General features: G+C 37.7%; 15 protein-coding genes. 4 read left to right on the plus strand and 11 right to left on the minus strand.

Features of this window, described 5'->3' with window-relative positions; all coding sequences use genetic code 11:
* The first annotated feature begins 12 nt into the window (after window positions 1-12).
* Complete coding sequence (locus ODZ84_RS04340) at window positions 13-465, plus strand: hypothetical protein (protein WP_266175775.1); 453 nt, start codon at window positions 13-15, stop codon at window positions 463-465.
* A 104-nt stretch (window positions 466-569) separates the two neighbouring features.
* Complete coding sequence (locus ODZ84_RS04345) at window positions 570-1,295, plus strand: ankyrin repeat domain-containing protein (protein ID WP_266175776.1); 726 nt, start codon at window positions 570-572, stop codon at window positions 1,293-1,295.
* Between the two features lie 194 nt (window positions 1,296-1,489).
* Here the strand turns inward: ODZ84_RS04345 and ODZ84_RS04350 are convergent, their stop codons facing one another.
* Together ODZ84_RS04350 and ODZ84_RS04355 are read right to left on the minus strand one after the other, a co-directional pair.
* On the minus strand, window positions 1,490-1,990 hold the full coding sequence (locus ODZ84_RS04350) for a T9SS type A sorting domain-containing protein (RefSeq protein WP_266175777.1): 501 nt from the start codon (window positions 1,988-1,990) through the stop codon (window positions 1,490-1,492).
* A 20-nt stretch (window positions 1,991-2,010) separates the two neighbouring features.
* On the minus strand, window positions 2,011-4,485 hold the full coding sequence (locus ODZ84_RS04355; RefSeq protein ID WP_266175778.1) for a fibronectin type III domain-containing protein: 2,475 nt from the start codon (window positions 4,483-4,485) through the stop codon (window positions 2,011-2,013).
* 721 nt (window positions 4,486-5,206) lie between these two features.
* Between ODZ84_RS04355 and ODZ84_RS04360 the strand changes: the two genes are divergently transcribed.
* Window positions 5,207-5,500, plus strand: a complete 294-nt coding sequence (locus ODZ84_RS04360; protein ID WP_266175779.1) for a GIY-YIG nuclease family protein — start codon at window positions 5,207-5,209, stop codon at window positions 5,498-5,500.
* Between the two features lie 261 nt (window positions 5,501-5,761).
* Window positions 5,762-6,739: an IS110 family RNA-guided transposase gene (locus tag ODZ84_RS04365; RefSeq protein ID WP_266175607.1), complete on the plus strand. Its 978-nt coding sequence runs from the start codon at window positions 5,762-5,764 to the stop codon at window positions 6,737-6,739.
* Window positions 6,740-6,864: 125 nt separating this feature from the next.
* On the opposite strand, the gene gcvP is transcribed toward ODZ84_RS04365, so the two are convergent.
* From gcvP to ODZ84_RS04410, 9 genes are all read right to left on the minus strand, one after another.
* The gene (gcvP, locus tag ODZ84_RS04370) at window positions 6,865-9,723 is read right to left on the minus strand and encodes an aminomethyl-transferring glycine dehydrogenase (RefSeq protein WP_266175780.1); all 2,859 of its coding nucleotides are present in this window, start codon (window positions 9,721-9,723) and stop codon (window positions 6,865-6,867) included.
* 611 nt (window positions 9,724-10,334) lie between these two features.
* Window positions 10,335-10,985, minus strand: a complete 651-nt coding sequence (locus tag ODZ84_RS04375; RefSeq protein WP_266175781.1) for a J domain-containing protein — start codon at window positions 10,983-10,985, stop codon at window positions 10,335-10,337.
* A 485-nt stretch (window positions 10,986-11,470) separates the two neighbouring features.
* Window positions 11,471-11,728, minus strand: a complete 258-nt coding sequence (locus tag ODZ84_RS04380; protein WP_266175782.1) for a hypothetical protein — start codon at window positions 11,726-11,728, stop codon at window positions 11,471-11,473.
* An 84-nt stretch (window positions 11,729-11,812) separates the two neighbouring features.
* Window positions 11,813-12,160 carry a hypothetical protein gene (locus ODZ84_RS04385; RefSeq protein WP_266175783.1) on the minus strand — a complete coding sequence of 116 codons (348 nt, stop codon included), beginning with the start codon at window positions 12,158-12,160 and terminating at the stop codon, window positions 11,813-11,815.
* A 13-nt stretch (window positions 12,161-12,173) separates the two neighbouring features.
* A complete protein-coding gene (locus ODZ84_RS04390; RefSeq protein ID WP_266175784.1) occupies window positions 12,174-12,752 on the minus strand; it encodes an RNA polymerase sigma factor in 579 nt (192 codons plus the stop codon).
* A 400-nt stretch (window positions 12,753-13,152) separates the two neighbouring features.
* Window positions 13,153-15,150 carry a S9 family peptidase gene (locus ODZ84_RS04395; RefSeq protein ID WP_266175785.1) on the minus strand — a complete coding sequence of 666 codons (1,998 nt, stop codon included), beginning with the start codon at window positions 15,148-15,150 and terminating at the stop codon, window positions 13,153-13,155.
* 165 nt (window positions 15,151-15,315) lie between these two features.
* Complete coding sequence (locus ODZ84_RS04400) at window positions 15,316-15,774, minus strand: DoxX family protein (RefSeq protein WP_266175786.1); 459 nt, start codon at window positions 15,772-15,774, stop codon at window positions 15,316-15,318.
* A gap of 61 nt (window positions 15,775-15,835) precedes the next feature.
* On the minus strand, window positions 15,836-16,282 hold the full coding sequence (locus ODZ84_RS04405) for an SRPBCC family protein (protein ID WP_266175787.1): 447 nt from the start codon (window positions 16,280-16,282) through the stop codon (window positions 15,836-15,838).
* A 105-nt stretch (window positions 16,283-16,387) separates the two neighbouring features.
* The gene (locus ODZ84_RS04410) at window positions 16,388-16,816 is read right to left on the minus strand and encodes an SRPBCC family protein (protein WP_266175788.1); all 429 of its coding nucleotides are present in this window, start codon (window positions 16,814-16,816) and stop codon (window positions 16,388-16,390) included.
* Window positions 16,817-16,834 lie beyond the last annotated feature (18 nt).

Below are 16,834 nucleotides of genomic sequence, written 5' to 3' on the forward strand. Positions count from 1 at the left end.
ACCATCATTTCTATGAAATTACACAAAAGGAAATTTTACGAGATTAAAAAATTACTGGAATCCAAATTGGGAGATGAAGTAATTTCTCATGATGAAAACGGAAGTGAATTTCTTGAAATAAAAAAGACCCGATTCTGGCTGAGCGCCGACAGCAGCGAATTTACTGTAGGATACGGGGCCAACCACACCCATTTCAGTGAAGATTACGGAAATTTATACGATGGAATTATTCAGGTATTCGATCTCTTAACCCATAGGGTAAAAACAACAGATTTTATAAAGGGGCATACTGTTTTCCGAACTGTTGTTGAAATCGAGTATCCCGATTCCAAATGTATTTCTATTGGAGAAACAAGGTTATTATTTTATCCTTTCTGGAAAAAAACAAAGATTGAAACTTCTGTTACAGATCCAATATTGTGCAGGAAAGAAATTGAAATGGAAGTGAATAAAATAATCAACTAAAAAGCTGCTGATTTACTGACAGGTAACTATCGGGTTATTTTATTGAAGGACTACAAGATTTTGTTTATATATTTGGCCGGTTAAAATTACCATAAAACTTATCTATGAAAACTAAAAGTCTATCCATTGCCTTATCATTTTTTGCCTTTTCTACAGTCTTTTCCCAAAAAATATTTACGGCTATTGAAAATCAGGATCTTGAGAAAGTCAGTACATTATTGGAAAAAGGAGAAGACATTAATCAAAAATCAAAAGAATATCATCTCACCCCTCTGTATGCAGCAGTAGGAACAGGAAATTATAAAATTGTCGAACTACTGATAAAAAAGGGAGCCAATGTAAATACCGTATTAGAGACTACCGCCACACCACTGAATTTTGCAGCACAGGAAGGATATACTGAAATTGCAGAACTTCTTTTAAAAAATAATGCAAATCCGAATTTTCAGGATGTAAACGGGTGGACTTCATTACGCTTTGCTGCAAGGAATAATCAGATGGAAATCGTAAAACTGCTGGTTGAAAAGAAAGCAACCGTAGATACAAAAGCAACAGATCTGGCTACCCCTCTTGCAAGTGCCATTGGAAAGGGTTATCTGAATATTGCCGAATACCTTATTAAAAACGGTGCAGACATCAATAATGTTGATAAAGATCACGAAACTCCCCTTATGTATTGTGCGCAGGGAGGAAATATTGAAGCGGTCAGATTTTTACTATCCTACAAGCCGGATTTAACGGTAAAAAATAAAGACGGAAAGACCGCTCTGGAAATGGCCGAAGAAAAAGGGAATACAGAAATTGTGAACCTTTTACAGAATAATAAATAGGTAAAGCCCAATCTTACATTACATTTCCGTAAGAATTAAAGTATATTTAAAGTAAATGAAAAAATTCTTGTTAATATCAGGTAATGGTAATTAGCAATTAAGAGCGGAATTTGGATGTGGATTCAATATAAATCCCTTTCAGTGAATCACTGAAAGGGATTTTTGTACAAAAATTATTAATATGCGTGTTCTATTTATTTCACCATAACTTTAAAATTACTGTTCAGATTTTCTCCTGATACATTGAGAATATAATTTCCTGATGCTTTTTTATCGGTCATATTCAGTTTAAAAATTCCGTTGCCGTCCGCATTAATGTTCTGTTTTAAAATGATCTTTCCGGTCATATCAAATAAAGTTGCTGTCAGGCTCGACTTTTTATATTCCGGAAGCTGAATGAATATCTGGTCTTTTACAGGATTCGGATAGACGGTTCCCGTATTTTTACTGATGCTGAATTCTTTATTTCCCAATACAGACTGATTGTACAGATTATAAATTTCTGTGGGAGATAATGCATAGTTGTACATTTTAAGTTCATCAAACGCGCCTTTGTAAGGAGCAGGAGTATTGGCCGCAGACAAAAATTCAAGTTCACCGATATTTCCAATGACCAGATCACTCGCTTCACCGATTCCGGTAACGGCAGTTTCGTCACCTTCCACACTTAAAACGCCATTGGTATAAATTCTCATTTTATGTGCCGTAATATCTCTCATAATGACAACATGAACCCAATTTCCGGTAAAATAATTGGCAATAGGTGAAGTGATTCTTTTTTCGTAACATCATCATCGATTGCATATCTTAGCTGCCCTCCTTTAATTTCTATATTAAAACGTTTACCCGTAGCCCCGGTCGCTGTATTTTTGGTGAATGAACCTTTGCACAATACATAAAGACTTGTTGCCGAAGAAGATGGAATCATACTTGACGGAGCCTTCATCCAGTAAGAAACAGTGAAAGAATTATTATTAAACATGATCTGATCCTGATGTGGAATACTCGCAATGTAAGCGTTCGGTGCTGTTGCAAAATCAAGCGCATAATTTTCTTTTCCCGGAACTCTTACGCTCGCATTATCGTAGGCAGCATCCAAAATGCCGTTATTGGCGTAAGAGGTTACATCTGCAATCTGTTCGCCTGCAGCCGGCGCTTCTGAGAACGGCCAGTTTCCGACAATACCCGGCGTCAGAGCGCGAAAACTCCAGACATCTCCTGTCACACTGCCTAGATTATTAGAAGCATCAATTCTCCAGTAATAATTTGTCGCCATATTTAAATTGGTGAGTTGATATGACGGCACAGCAGCATACGGGATATTGGCTATATTATTCAGGTTTTGGGGATCAGTCCCGAAATAAACCGAATAGGTTGCTGTGTTTGAACTGCCGGTCCATTTTAGAAGAAAATTTCCGTTATTCAGTTCTACATTATTATTCCCATTCGCCGGAGTGGGAGTAGCTGCTTTTCCGGGAGCTGACGGAACCGGAGGGGTGGTAACCGATACCTCTGATGTGTAAACTGAAGATTCGGTTGCATTAATAGCTTTAACTCTGTAATAATACTGAGTATTAGGTGTTAAAGCTGTTTCATTATAACTGGTTGAATTGGCGGGAAGTGTTGCAATAACAGAAAAGGAAGTTCCGTTGGTAGAGCGCTCCAGGACGTAATTTGTTTCGTTAGTTGCATTATCACTCCAATTCACGATTAATGAACTTGATGTCGGGCTTCCGGCTGTAGTGGCATTTGTAAAGTTAAGATTCGTAGGAGGGATGATAAAATCCGGAGCTGTGGTATTTGGCAGACTGTTGATATACACCTCAATATTCAGATACGGAGCGTGTGTTGCGCTTACCGCTAAGGCATCAAAGACATTTGGATTCAGTCCATTGGCTATTTCCCATGCATTCGGCATCCCGTCATTATCTGTATCCACAGGAGCCGGAGCTCCATAAACATGTCCTGCTCCCCCATTCGTAAATCCAAACTGAGTCGTTAAATCACTCTGTACATATACATAAGTGGCAGTGGTTCCCTTCGACATCAGGTCGGAAATCATTAAGTTGTCGACCTGGTCGCGTCTTGGGTAAGATGCTCCTACCCCTGCAACGATGTTATTATACGCACCCTGAGCCGTTAGTGCAGGATTTTTCATCGGATAATCATATGCAGAAGACTGAATTGCCGCAAGGTCTCCCACCGGATATCCCGTTAAATTCTGAGGAACTAAAGTGCCGTCCAGAACTCCGTTTTTATTGTTATCAAAATAGTTCCCGGAACCATATAAATTGAAATTGGCATTTCCGACACTGAATGGAGTACTCACCGCACTGTTGGTATTCGGGCCTCCGATAAAATAATTATTAATGATATTGGCAAAAGAACTTCCTGCAGAATCTCCACCCATAATATACGCTTCACCCGACTGCGTATGTCCATAGGTATTGCCATAATTTCCCCAGTTGTAGACTACGTTATTGACGAATTCATTTATTCCTTTTACTTTGTTATTACGGGTTTTGTTACAGATATATAAATTTCCGATTAAGCTTATTTTACCGCCGGCCGGTGGCTGCATTAATCCTCCTGCTGAATGATTATGACGATGCAGTCCTTGTCCAATAATCGAATTCTGAATGGTGATATTATCCGGACTCGTCCCATTATTGTCCCAGTTGACTGAAAAAACTTCATCTGTTCCCCAGGTAAATGTCATATGATCCAGGATGATATTCGCGCCATTGGATATTCCTGAAGCATCCTGGTTTTGAGAGGTCCCTCCATAACGGATCCGGAAATACCGGGCAATTGTATTATTAGCTCCTGAAAATGAAACCCGAGGTCCTAAAAATAGGATACCCTCTCCGGGAGCAGTCTGTCCCGCAATGGTGGTGTTGGGAGCTACCGCGACAATGGACTGTAAATTTACAATTCCACCCACTTTAAATATCACAAAACGCCCAGGCTGGCTCACGGCATCACGAAATGATCCCGGACCACTGTCATTTAAATTGGTTACCAGATAAATCTGAGGATTGGCAGCGCCTCTCGCTCCTGTGGTGTATCTTCCAAAACCGGTAGCTTCGGGAAAGGCTAAAGTCTGAGCGTCAAGTTCTGAAGTGGAAAATGATAACCCGCAAAACAGCAATGAGGTAAAAGTTTGTTTAATGAGTAACGATGTATTCATAAGATTAATTTTGTGTGAACTAATCTAAACACAAACGGAAATACCGGCATCCTGTTGCATCCTGCTACTACCTATATATCAATTAATTACACTAAACAAAGCATATCTACCTGTTTTTCTCTGTTTTGAGATAAATTTTCATTGGATAGCATATTGTTATTATTTCAAAAAAACACGATCCGGATTGTTGTCCGTCAGTTCGAGTGTTTTTCGCAGCAAAGCGGAGAAAAATGTATCGAGAACCGGTGAAAAAACGACAATATTCCCAATTCACTCAAAAACTTCTCGATACGGTTTTTCAAACCTACTCGAAGGGACGAACGTGAGAAAAGGTTCTCTATAAGATCACTTCGTCAGTTCGAGTGTTTTTCGCAGCGAAGCGGAGAAAAATGTATCGAGAACCGGTGAATAACAAACAACCAGTACTACTCCGCTCAAAAAACTTCTCGATACGGTTTTTCAAACCTACTCGAAGTGACGAACGTGAGAACATTACTCTATAAAATCACTTCGTCAGTTCGAGTGTTTTTCGAAGCATGGCGGAGAAAAATGTATCCAGAACCGGTCACTTCCTAACAAAAGAAAATTACATAAATAAAGAGTTTTCAATACAATTTTTTGAAAATCTAACAAAGTGATGAAACTTTTTATATGCATTTTAAAAGATATTTGAAATCACTATAAAACAGCCTTATAATGAGAAATTTCAGTATTTTTAAAAATGCTATCTTCATTCGTTTATATATTACTTTGTTCTGATAATAGTTTTTACACTGGTGTTACAGAAAATGTTTACAAACGTTTTGATGAACATCAGGACGGTAAATATTTTGGTTCTTATACTTATTCAAGACGCCCACTCCAATTGGTCTATTTTTGCCATTTCACAGATATTGAACAGGCTATTCTTTTCGAGAAAAAGGTTAAAAAATGGTCTCGGGCAAAAAAGCTAGCATTAATTGAAGGAAGGTATGAAGACCTGCCAAATCTTGCTAAAAAGAAATTTTACAAATAACTATTGTCTCTTTATTTAAAAACTTCTCGATATGGTTTTTCAAACCTACTCCTTTAGATTTGTAGAAATAAAAATAATATATTTATTAACAAGAGAAAAGTGTTTAAGTAAACTATCAAATACTCCGAGTAAAACTCATACTTCGATTAAGACTTAAACACTTTCTTATCAAAAAACTCAGATAGAAATTCGGGATTGTAGCCCATTATTAAGGAGTTGAGATAATGATAAGTTTCTCTTTCAATTATCAAAAACAAATTTATGGAAAAAATTTTTATTGGAATTGACATCAGTAAATTAACTCTGGATGTTTTCGTTAATAGTTACTCTACAACACAGCATTACCAAATTGAGAATTGTTCGAAAGCTATCAAAAAGTTTTTTAAGAGCTTTCCCAACGATGCAAATACCGTTGTAGGAATGGAGAATACAGGAAGATATAATTTTGAACTTTACGAAATTTTAAGCAGTATGAATCTGCTGGTTTTTGTTATAAATCCACTTCATTTAAAGAAAAGCATTGGTCTTCTAAGGGGTAAGAATGATAAACTCGACAGTCAGAGGATTTGTATTTTTTTAGAGAAAAACCATATGGATTTAGACCCTTGGACTCCTAAATCGTCAGATATTCAAAAAATAAGTTTATTGAATGCCGAACGCAGGCACAGAGTAAAAATAAAAGCAGGTTTATTAAGACAGATGAAAGATTTAAGTTTTCTTAAAAATCATACAGATAAGGAAATTATAAAACTTAATAAGCAACTCATTTTACTTTTAGATAAACAGATTAAAACAGTTGAGAAAAAGATTGTAGAGATTATTGAATCGAATGTAGAATTGAAGGATCAATATAAAAGAATACAGACTGTCCCAGGTGTTGGAAAAGTATTGGCTAGTATGTTAATTGTCAAAACTAATGGATTTACAGAGATTCAATCGGCAAGAAAGATGGCTTGTTATTCAGGAGTAGTTCCGTTTGATCATCGCTCCGGTTCATCAATCTATTACAAACCTCGAGTCTCTACAATGGCTGACAAGGAGTTAAAAAAGATTTTACATTTAGCTGCTTTAAGTTCTATAAGATTGAAAAATGATCTAGCTTCATACTTTCAAAGAAAAGTTTTGGAGGGAAAGAATAAGATGTCTGTGTTAAATGCAATTAGAAATAAAATCATACACAGAGTTTATGCTCTTATAAAAAATAATTCTGTTTATAAAAATAAGTTGCTCACGTCATAGAAATCGAAGTGAGGAAGTGGAACAGTACTCTAAATAATTCATTTCCGCACAAGCTTCTGAGCTCATCTATCCAAACAAAAATCCCTCTCATTACTGAAAGGGATTTAGTATATCAAAAAACTTAATTACATATAAGCTTCGATCGGCTCACAAGTACAAACCAGGTTTCGGTCTCCGTAAGCTTCATCCACTCTGGAAACGGAAGCAAAGAATTTGTGATCTCTTACCCACTCCAGCGGATAGGCTGCTTTTTCTCTGCTGTATGGCTTATCCCATGAATCGGAGATTACCATTTGCTCTGTATGAGGTGCATTTTTAAGGACGTTGTTAGCTGCATCAGCTTCTCCGTTGGCAATCTCATCAATTTCCTGCTTGATGGCAATAAGCGCTTCTGCAAAACGGTCGATTTCTGACTTGCTTTCGGATTCCGTAGGCTCGATCATTAATGTTCCTGCAACCGGGAAAGAAACAGTTGGAGCATGGAAACCATAATCCATTAGTCTTTTCGCCACATCAGCCACTTCAATTCCTAAAGACTTGAACTGTCTGAAATCTACGATACATTCGTGCGCTACTTTCCCGTTTTCGTTGGAATATAAAATTGGGAAATGCTCAGCTAAAATTTCTTTTAAATAGTTCGCATTCAGGATCGCATGCTCAGTAGCCTTTTTCAATCCTGAAGTTCCCAGCATTTTAATGTAAGCGTAAGAAATATTCAGGATCAATCCGGAACCGTAAGGGGCTGCAGAAATACCATCGATCGCTTCTTTGGACCCGATTCTTATGTTCGCGTTCGAAGGTAAGAAAGGAACCAGGTGTTTAGCTACACAGATTGGCCCAACTCCGGGACCTCCCCCTCCGTGAGGAATGGCAAACGTTTTGTGAAGATTAAGGTGACAAACGTCTGCTCCGATATTTCCGGGACTCGTATATCCTACCTGAGCGTTCATATTGGCACCATCCATATATACCTGTCCGCCATGTTGGTGGATCAGATTTGTAATCTCCTTAATGTTGGCATCGAAGAACCCGTATGTTGACGGATACGTGATCATTACACAAGAAAGGTTCTCAGAATGCTGCTCTGTCTTAGCCTTTAAATCTTCAAAGTCAATTTCTCCGTTTTCAAGGTTTTTCACCACAACAATTTTCATTCCGGCCATGGCTGCAGAAGCGGGGTTTGTTCCGTGGGCAGACTGAGGAATCAATACTACATTTCTGTGACCTTCACCTCTTGAGATATGATATTCTCTGATCACCATTAATCCTGCATATTCACCCTGGGCTCCTGAATTCGGCTGAAGAGAGGTCCCTGCGAATCCTGTAATTTCAGCTAAATCTTTCTCCAGTTCACTGATCATTTCCTGGTATCCTCCGGCCTGGTCAACCGGTACAAACGGGTGAACTGCTCCCCAATTGTCCCACGAAAGTGGTAACATCTGCGTGGCCGCGTTCAGTTTCATCGTACAAGAACCAAGAGAGATCATTGAATGCGTCAATGACAGATCTTTTCTTTCCAGACGCTTGATGTAACGCATCAATTCTGTCTCTGTATGATATTTATTGAAGACCTGTTCCGTAAGAATTTCGTCTTTTCTTAAATTCTCTTCAGGAATGCTGTATCCTTCTTTAATTTCCAATTTAAACGTTTGTTTATCTTTAAACTGCGCGAACGAAGCCATCAGATAATTTAATTTCTCAAGTGTTGTACTTTCGTTGATCGCGATACTTACAACGCCTTCTGTAAAATAGTTCAGATTAAGCTTATGATCCAGCATCATTCTCATTAATCTTCCTTTTTCATCCTCACTTAACGTGATTTTTACAGTATCAAAAATAGGTTCTTCAACCGTTTGATATCCTAAAGCTTTAAGACCGTTTTTTAAAGCGTTGGCTTTAAAATGGATCTGATCCGCGATATAATTCAATCCTTTTGGCCCGTGATAAACAGCGTACATTCCGGCCATGACAGCCAAAAGAACCTGAGCGGTACAGATATTTGAAGTCGCCCTTTCTCTCTTAATGTGCTGCTCTCTCGTCTGTAAAGCCATTCTCAGTGCACGTTTTCCGTACATATCCTGGGAAACCCCGATGATTCTTCCCGGAATATCTCTTTTGTAATCTTCTTTACAAGAGAAAAATGCCGCGTGAGGACCACCGTATCCTAATGGAATACCGAATCTCTGAGTTGTTCCCACTGCACAGTCGGCCCCCATTGAAGCAGGTGATTTTAATTTCACCAACGCCATCGGATCACAGGCTACTGCCACCTGAAGATCTAATTTTTTATATTCAACGATATCGTCTGTGTAATCTAAAACGATTCCGTTTTTACCGGGATATTGTAATAAAACTCCATAGTAAGAGCCATCAAATTCATGAGTTTTGTGATCTCCTTCTACAATTTCGATTTCCAATCCTTCCGCCTTTGTTTTTAAAACGGAAATGGTCTGCGGCAGCACAAGATCTGAAACAAAAAATTTATTGGCACCGGCCTTTTTCTGATCTTTTGTTCTGTTATTAAAGAACATATGCATAGCTTCTGCAGCAGCGGTAGATTCGTCCAGCAATGAAGCATTGGCCAAAGCAAACCCTGTAAGATCACATACAACAGTCTGAAAATTCAGAAGAGCTTCCAATCTTCCCTGCGCAATTTCCGCCTGGTAAGGAGTGTAAGCGGTGTACCAACTTGGATTTTCAAAAATATTTCTCTGAATAGCCGATGGTAACAACGTATTGTGATATCCAAAACCGATGTAGCTTGTATAATCAGTATTCTTCGATGCCAGCTCCTTGGAATGGATAAGCATTTCGTATTCTGAAAGCGGTTCTGAGATTTCAAGATCTTTTTCTAAACGGATAGAAGAAGGGATGGTCTGAGAAATTAACTCTTCGATACTTGAAACGCCAACTTTTTCCAACATCGCCTGTTTATCGGCTTCATTGAGGGAAATGTGACGGCTCACAAACTGTTCTGTATTCATTTTTTATATTAGATTTTGTTTGTAAAAAAAGATGGGTAAAAATACAATTTTTTACATGATTGTACAAGAGTACAAAATTATGGAAATAACAAATAAAACTATCTATCGTTTTTAAAATGAATACGTTTTCGTTTTTTCCTTGCTTAAAGTCTAATTTCATCTTTCACTTCCATCTTTATGGATTTTATTCTAATTTTCTTCTAAATTAATATGAAATTTTTAAAAACAATCTGCTTTGCTCAGATCAAAGTAATGATCTGTAATGTTGTTTAAAATTGATGACTATCCTGGTCAGATCAGCTGTAAAATCATCTCTCAGCAATAAGCTTAATTAATTTGTCTTACAGAATTGCCATGAAAAAATCAGCTTTATACAGAACTTAACGTGATCATAATCAGCATTTAAATATTTTTCGAAAATTATTATCTATATTTATTCTAAATTAATATATTTGTAGCATGAATATGATTGTCCCTTTCAAAGTACCGGCTCTGACTCCGGCTTTTTCTGTGAACACTGAAGGAATGTATTGCGGCGACAAAAAATCCTGCTGCAAAAAATTTAAAAAAGGAAAGAGATGTAAGAAATGTCCCGGAAATAAAAAATTGGCTTAATTGCTAAAGCTTTTTATTAAAAAATAAATAGCCACTACTAATAAAACTGCGGCCACTATTATTCTCATAATTTTGGGTTGCCCTTTTGGATTTGCTGCTGTTTTTGGCTGCGATCTGAATAATTCTTCCGTTCTATCTCTGAATTTTTCACCTTCGGATTCAAAAACCTGTGTAATGGTTATTCCCTGAACAACGGTCTTATGCAGTAGCGAATTGGTGGCATGCAGCAAAATCTGAAATTTCCCGTCTTTAAATTCTGTTATTTTAAAAGTCCTTTCTCCATAAGGTTTTTCTAAACCAAAAGGCAATACTTTTACAACATCAGCATTCTGGGTCTGCCAACTGATAATAATCTCCTCTCCTTTTTTAGCATGAATTTTATTCGCGGTAAAAGTTTTGATGGATGGCGGAATATGATACCGGAAGCTTTTCTGATGACTTTCTAAATTCTGATCATAAGAATATCTCCTGCTTTTGTCATTCAATGTTTCATAAGCCTCCTGAATTTCCCGAAAACGGTCTGCAAAAAAATCGTCGTTTTCATTTTTGTCAGGATGATATTTTAAAGATAATTTTCTATAGGCTTTTTTGATGTCTTCTGAAGAAGCATCATGAGAAATCCCGAGAAAATAGTAGTAATCTTTCATTGAACTATACAAAAATAAAGAATTTGTTATTGCAGGCAAAGCATACTTACCTCTTTTTACTACAGGATCACGCTGTTTCCTTTTTAAAACTTTTCCAATCGTTATTTGCTCCCCATTCGTTCACGTCACATTTAGCTACATATTTGTTTACATCAAATTATTAACATATACAGTTCTGGCAAAAGGATGAAACATACAGCAAATACGACGGAAGCTGAATGTAATGACTGCAGCCTAGCCCAGATTGCAGCATCTGTCTGAGCTCATTTTTTCTTATAGAGAAAAAATAGCGAGTGCGGAAAGCTGGAAACAGCTTCTAATAAATCATTGGAAGCAGAAAATACTGTAAGCTGATTATCGAAATCAATCTTATACCGACTTGCTGACTAAAGGCCGGCTTAGGTGCTTTCCGGGAAATAAAGATTCCGGCGCGGGAAGCAAAGCTTCCCGCGCCGGAATTAACATTTTAATTAAGTCGTTTACTTTTATTTTTCGAATGCTTCGTGTCTTCTGCCGCATCTGGAAGCAAATTCCTTTTTGAATTTCCCTTTGAGTTCCTGATATTGGTCTTCATCCATTTCCCTGATTTTATCTGCTAATCCGAAAGGCGATTTCTCCTTGATTCCATATTCTTCAAAAATACCCTTTACAAATCTTTTTCTTTCGATTGCTTTTTTAGCGATGATGGCAACTCCGGCCACGGCTAATGCTCCAAGAGCACCTTTTAATACTGAATTTTTCATTTTTTCAAAATTTTAAATTTTACTACTTCTTTTTTATATGGACGAATAAATTTTAATTTTACTTTACTACTTCTAAAATGTAAACTATTCGTTTGTTCTGTTAGTTCGGTTAAAAAAACCTCCTGAGCACTTGTCTCTCCAGACTTCTTTAAATTTTTCCCTCTCTTCCGGGGATAAACTCATCATTCTGTCGCGCATCATTTTTTTCTCTTTAAATTCTTTCATGCCCTTTCCGAAATGAAACCCTCCGAAAAGAATCTTACTCAGGATCAGAATTCCCATGGCCTGCCAGTAGGTAATGGATTTCACTCCTAAAATGTCAGGTAGCAGGCAGTTCCAGAGTGCCATCACGATCCAGGTAACTCCCAATAAGATTAAAGGCGGACATAAGAATAAAAAAATCCAGCCTTTTTTGTGTTTATTATGATTCATATCTTTCTTTTTACTAACTATTTAAATCTTCGTATAATTTTCTCAGTCTGTTTCTCAGATGCTTGACCGCATAGTTTTTCCGGCTGATGATTGTTTTGATATTCTCGCCGTGTTCATCGGCTATTTCCTGCAGGGTCCTGTCATTGAGCTCATTTTCTACATACACGAGCCTTTGCTTTTCAGGCAGCTCCTCCAGTGCTTCAAATAATTTTTTCCAGATTTCATCCTGAAACATCTTCACCTCCGGTCCTGCACTTTCATCCAGCAAAAGGATATCTTTTATAGAGAAACTTCCGTCTTCATCTTCATACACAAAGTCTTCTAAATTTTCTGTTTTCTTCTTCCGGTACTTGTCGGTAATTTTATTGGCCGTTACCCTGTACAGCCATCCGCCGACATTTACAATCTCGGAAAGATTGGTAAGACTACTGAACTGATACCATACTTCCTGGAGAATATCTTCCGCATCCTCCGTATTTTTCACTTTCGGACGAATGTAGGACATCAGCTTTCCGCCGTACTTTGAAACGGTTTGTGAGATGATACTTTCTTTCTCTTTCTGTGGCATTGCTATTTTTTCGACAATCTCCATATGTCTATGACGATTGAAATTTTTATTTTACTTTAATAAATTTAAAATATTTTCCGGAAAAGTCAGTTTTTCTTTTGGTAACCGGAATTGTATGGGATCTGATTATAAAAATCAACTGTTTTCATTATTACTGGCTTCAAGGAGCTGTTTCCCGCTATCCACTCCTACTCCTCGCGCCACAACCTTTCCACCGCATGCTGTGGGGTAACCGTTTCTATCGGGGCTAAGGTATCTCCCGTCTCTTTCAGCCTTTTTTCGCCTATTAATATTTACGACCTTGCATCAACAGAAATATTTCATCACTTCAACCACATCTGCAGGCGACTTTTCTCCCCGCAGTAACATAAAAACGGAGCGTAACAATACCCTCCGTTTCCTTCTTAATTATAAATCTGAACATTTATTTATTGAAATTTTCAGCAAAAAATCCTAACATCGATTGATATAATTCGATACGGTTGGCTTCTTTTCCGAATCCGTGTCCCTCATCATATTTTACCATATACGGAACTTCAAAGCCTTTCGCTCTCAGTGCTTTTACAATCTGATCGGATTCATTGATGTTCACTCTCGGATCGTTGGCTCCCTGAACGACAAATAATGGTTTTTTAATTTTATCGATCTGAAAAACAGGAGAGACTTCTTTGGCAATTTTCGCTTCTTCCGGATTATCCAGATCATACCAGATCTGCTTTACCATTTCTTTGTAAGGCTTCCAGTATTCCGGGAACGAATCGAAAAAGGTGAAAATGTTTGAAACACCAACATAATCGACTCCACAGGTATACAGCTCCGGTGTTTTGATGAGTCCCATCAAAGTAGCATAACCACCATGGCTCCCGCCATAAATGGCGATCTTATCTTTATCGATCCAACCCTGTCCAATGGCATATTTTACTCCGTCCTCCACATCATCCATTGCTTTCCTGCCGATCTGCTTGTACCCCGAGGTCTGAAATTCTTTTCCGTATCCTCCGGAAATTCTGAAATTAACCTGTAATGTGGCATAACCTCTGCTGGCAAACAATTGGGTTTCAGGGTTGAATCCCCAATGATCCCTGATGCCCTGCGGACCGCCGTGAGGATTAACAATCAAAGGTACTTTTTGGCCCTCTGCAACAGCCTTTGGCAAAGTAATATACCCGTGAATGGTCAGCCCGTCCCTACTCTTGAACTCGATTGGACGCATTTCGGCCATATCTTCTTCTTTCAGCTGTGGCATCAGATCCAGAAGGAGTTTTATACTTTTTGTCTTGGTATCGTATTCATAATATTTGCCATACAACCTGTCACTGTCTACAACAACTAGAAGTTTGGAATCCTGATCATCAGAAGAAACCACATAAAATTCCCGGTCTCCAAATTCAGATCTGAGGTTTTCATTCACTTCTTTATAAAATGCACTCACCGGAATCGTTTCGTTTTTGACACCTTCATAGCTGATATAGTCTAATTCGTAATTTCTGTTTTTCCCTGCCAGGCTTATGGAACCGACATCAAAAGTGGGATTAGAATAAACTTCTCTGATAACGGCATTTTTCTTTAAATCATAAAGAACGATCCTAGATTTATCGCTGTCCAGGTTGGTAACAACGTAAGCTTCGTCTTTGTTTTTTGAATGGTCATTAAACCTCATCACATTGAAAGTATCTTTCCAGTCAGTCGACTTTAAAAGATTGAATTTGCCGGTCTGTAAATCTTTGTAATAGGTTTTTGTAGTCAGTCCGTTTTCAAGAACCTTATATCCTCTTAAATTTCCTTCTTTATCAAAAAGATAATCGTCAATCGGGTTTTTGGGATCTTTATTTTCAAACAGCTGGGTCATTTCGCCCGTCACGAAATTAATTTTATACGGTTCGAAAATCTGCTTATTATTTTTATTCAGGGTAACCACAGCAAAGTCAGTGTCTTTTATGATATTGACAAAACCGATCTTTACGCCGTCAAAAGGCGTAAGATCTTTAAGATTTTTACCGTCTATATCTGCAGCATATAAGTGAAGATTTTCGTTTCCTCCTTTATCCTGGGTATAAAAGAGACGTTTTTTATTTAACCATCCGTAGCTTCTGATCAGATCCTCTTTTTCTTCCAGTGCCTTGGTGATTGTTCCTGTTTTCAGGTTTTTCACATAAACATGGTTCTTACTGTCCTTATCTTTTTCCTTATAGGAAAGATATTGCCCGTCAGGTGATATTTTAAACTGGGAAGCTTTGGGTCTTGCAAAATAATCTTCAACTTTATATTTAAAATTTCCTTTATCGTTAGAGATAAGTTTATTTAAAGTAGCTTTAGAAGAGACAAGTGTAGGATCACCCGGTAACTTGGAGGCCGGGCTTTGCGCGTTGATCATAATGGCTGTTATTACAATGTGAGCAGTGGTTAATAATTTAGAGTTCATAGTCTGATCGATTTGGTCTTAGGTTATCAATTTACATTTAATTAAAATGAATATCTCTCAATAAGACACTTAAAAAGGACTAAATGTTACAACCCATCTGATCATTTTTAAAATAAAAAACGGATTGTACTTTTACAATCCGTTTTGTTATTATAAATACGGTTTTTAATTTAAATAAATTCCAAAATACCATGTCCATGCGATTAATATGATCTGCATGGGAATTCGCTCTTTATAAAGATAACCCATTCCCGGACCGGAATAATCTGCCTTGAAAAGATTGATTCTTTTTTTAGAAGAATTAATATTGGCCAGAAAAACCAGAATCAGGAAAATAATCAGAAGAATTGCGGTGAATTCACGAATTGATGGAATCATCAGTCCAATACCGGCAGCAATCTCAATGATTCCGGTGAAATAGACCCAAAACATTTTTGCGGGAATAAGGTCAGGAATCATCAGCGCCATCCCCTTTTGGAATTTAAAGTGCGCAAATCCCGTAAAGATGATAAAAGCTGCCATCCCCAGATTTCCTGAAAATAAAAAATTCCAGCTTCCCTGATAAAGTTTTGTCCCGACCAGTGCCAGAATGAAAGTAATGATAAGAATTGATAATAGTTTCATGATACCGTATTGTTTTATAAGACCCGGACTGAACCCCGCTAAGGTAATAATCTACAGAAAATTATTTTTCCGCCAGACTTTTCACGATCTCCAGGCCTTTTATAAAACCTTTATTTATATGATCCGCCCAGTTTTTTTCGACCTGGACTTCTGTATGCAGTTTCGTGTTTCCGTCGAAATCGATCAGAATATACTTTTCGAAAAATCCGCTCCATTGCTTTACTTCCCTGCTTTCGGTATCCTCGGTACCATCTTTACCGACCATTCCAAGATGCTTAAAAATAACCTGATTGGGCTCATCTAAACTGTCAATGGTAGAAACCATTCCTTCGTCATTCATATCCAGGAAATAGGTTTTTCCGCCCACCTTCCAGTCAGATTTCATTTGAGATGGAGAATCGGGATTAAAATACTGAGTCCATTGTCCGTATGTTTCGGAATTCCAGAGGATGTCCCAGACCTTCTGTTTGGGAGCTTTGATTACTGTTTCGTATGATAATGTTTCCATAATTAATTTTGTGATACTGTTTTTTCGGTTCTCGATATGGTATTTACCAATCAGTAGAAACTATATTTTGAAATACTTAACTTTTAAAAGAAGAACCCAGACGAATTAAAGCTGATTCTCTGCAAGATTTTTCACAATTCCAAGTGCTTTTGGAAATTTCTCCTCAAAAAACTCTTTAAATTCTGTAGGAGTATGGATTTTTCCCGTTAGTTTGGTTCCGTCTTCATTTTCTTCCAAAAGGTAAGATTCAGAGGCGTCTCCCCAATCCTGCGGAACTTCTATTCCTTCATAAATTTCCCCAAGATGTACAAACTTCATTTCCTGATGAGGAATGTTTTTTTCTACACGGCTGTACATTCCGTTCTCATGAGGATCGAAAAACTTAACAATACTTCCTTCCTCCAGTGTTCCCTGGTAAAAAGAGCCTTCCGTAAAGGCTGTAGTCCACTGCCTGTAAGTAATTTCACTCCAGAGTACATCCCATACTCTTTCCGGTGTTGCATTGATTTCAATTTCAAAACTTAAACTTTCCATTACTGATATTTGTGGTGT

Source organism: Chryseobacterium fluminis (genome assembly GCF_026314945.1).
Taxonomy (GTDB): Bacteria; Bacteroidota; Bacteroidia; order Flavobacteriales; family Weeksellaceae; genus Chryseobacterium; species Chryseobacterium fluminis.

What these genes read in the sequence shown, in the direction of transcription:
- ODZ84_RS04340 (WP_266175775.1), top strand. Translation starts at nt 13, where the DNA reads ATGAAATTACACAAAAGGAAATTTTACGAGATTAAAAAATTACTGGAA.
- ODZ84_RS04345 (WP_266175776.1), top strand. Translation starts at nt 570, where the DNA reads ATGAAAACTAAAAGTCTATCCATTGCCTTATCATTTTTTGCCTTTTCT.
- ODZ84_RS04350 (WP_266175777.1), bottom strand. Translation starts at nt 1,990, where the DNA reads ATGAGAATTTATACCAATGGCGTTTTAAGTGTGGAAGGTGACGAAACT.
- ODZ84_RS04355 (WP_266175778.1), bottom strand. Translation starts at nt 4,485, where the DNA reads ATGAATACATCGTTACTCATTAAACAAACTTTTACCTCATTGCTGTTT.
- ODZ84_RS04360 (WP_266175779.1), top strand. Translation starts at nt 5,207, where the DNA reads ATGCTATCTTCATTCGTTTATATATTACTTTGTTCTGATAATAGTTTT.
- ODZ84_RS04365 (WP_266175607.1), top strand. Translation starts at nt 5,762, where the DNA reads ATGGAAAAAATTTTTATTGGAATTGACATCAGTAAATTAACTCTGGAT.
- gcvP (WP_266175780.1), bottom strand. Translation starts at nt 9,723, where the DNA reads ATGAATACAGAACAGTTTGTGAGCCGTCACATTTCCCTCAATGAAGCC.
- ODZ84_RS04375 (WP_266175781.1), bottom strand. Translation starts at nt 10,985, where the DNA reads ATGAAAGATTACTACTATTTTCTCGGGATTTCTCATGATGCTTCTTCA.
- ODZ84_RS04380 (WP_266175782.1), bottom strand. Translation starts at nt 11,728, where the DNA reads ATGAAAAATTCAGTATTAAAAGGTGCTCTTGGAGCATTAGCCGTGGCC.
- ODZ84_RS04385 (WP_266175783.1), bottom strand. Translation starts at nt 12,160, where the DNA reads ATGAATCATAATAAACACAAAAAAGGCTGGATTTTTTTATTCTTATGT.
- ODZ84_RS04390 (WP_266175784.1), bottom strand. Translation starts at nt 12,752, where the DNA reads ATGGAGATTGTCGAAAAAATAGCAATGCCACAGAAAGAGAAAGAAAGT.
- ODZ84_RS04395 (WP_266175785.1), bottom strand. Translation starts at nt 15,150, where the DNA reads ATGAACTCTAAATTATTAACCACTGCTCACATTGTAATAACAGCCATT.
- ODZ84_RS04400 (WP_266175786.1), bottom strand. Translation starts at nt 15,774, where the DNA reads ATGAAACTATTATCAATTCTTATCATTACTTTCATTCTGGCACTGGTC.
- ODZ84_RS04405 (WP_266175787.1), bottom strand. Translation starts at nt 16,282, where the DNA reads ATGGAAACATTATCATACGAAACAGTAATCAAAGCTCCCAAACAGAAG.
- ODZ84_RS04410 (WP_266175788.1), bottom strand. Translation starts at nt 16,816, where the DNA reads ATGGAAAGTTTAAGTTTTGAAATTGAAATCAATGCAACACCGGAAAGA.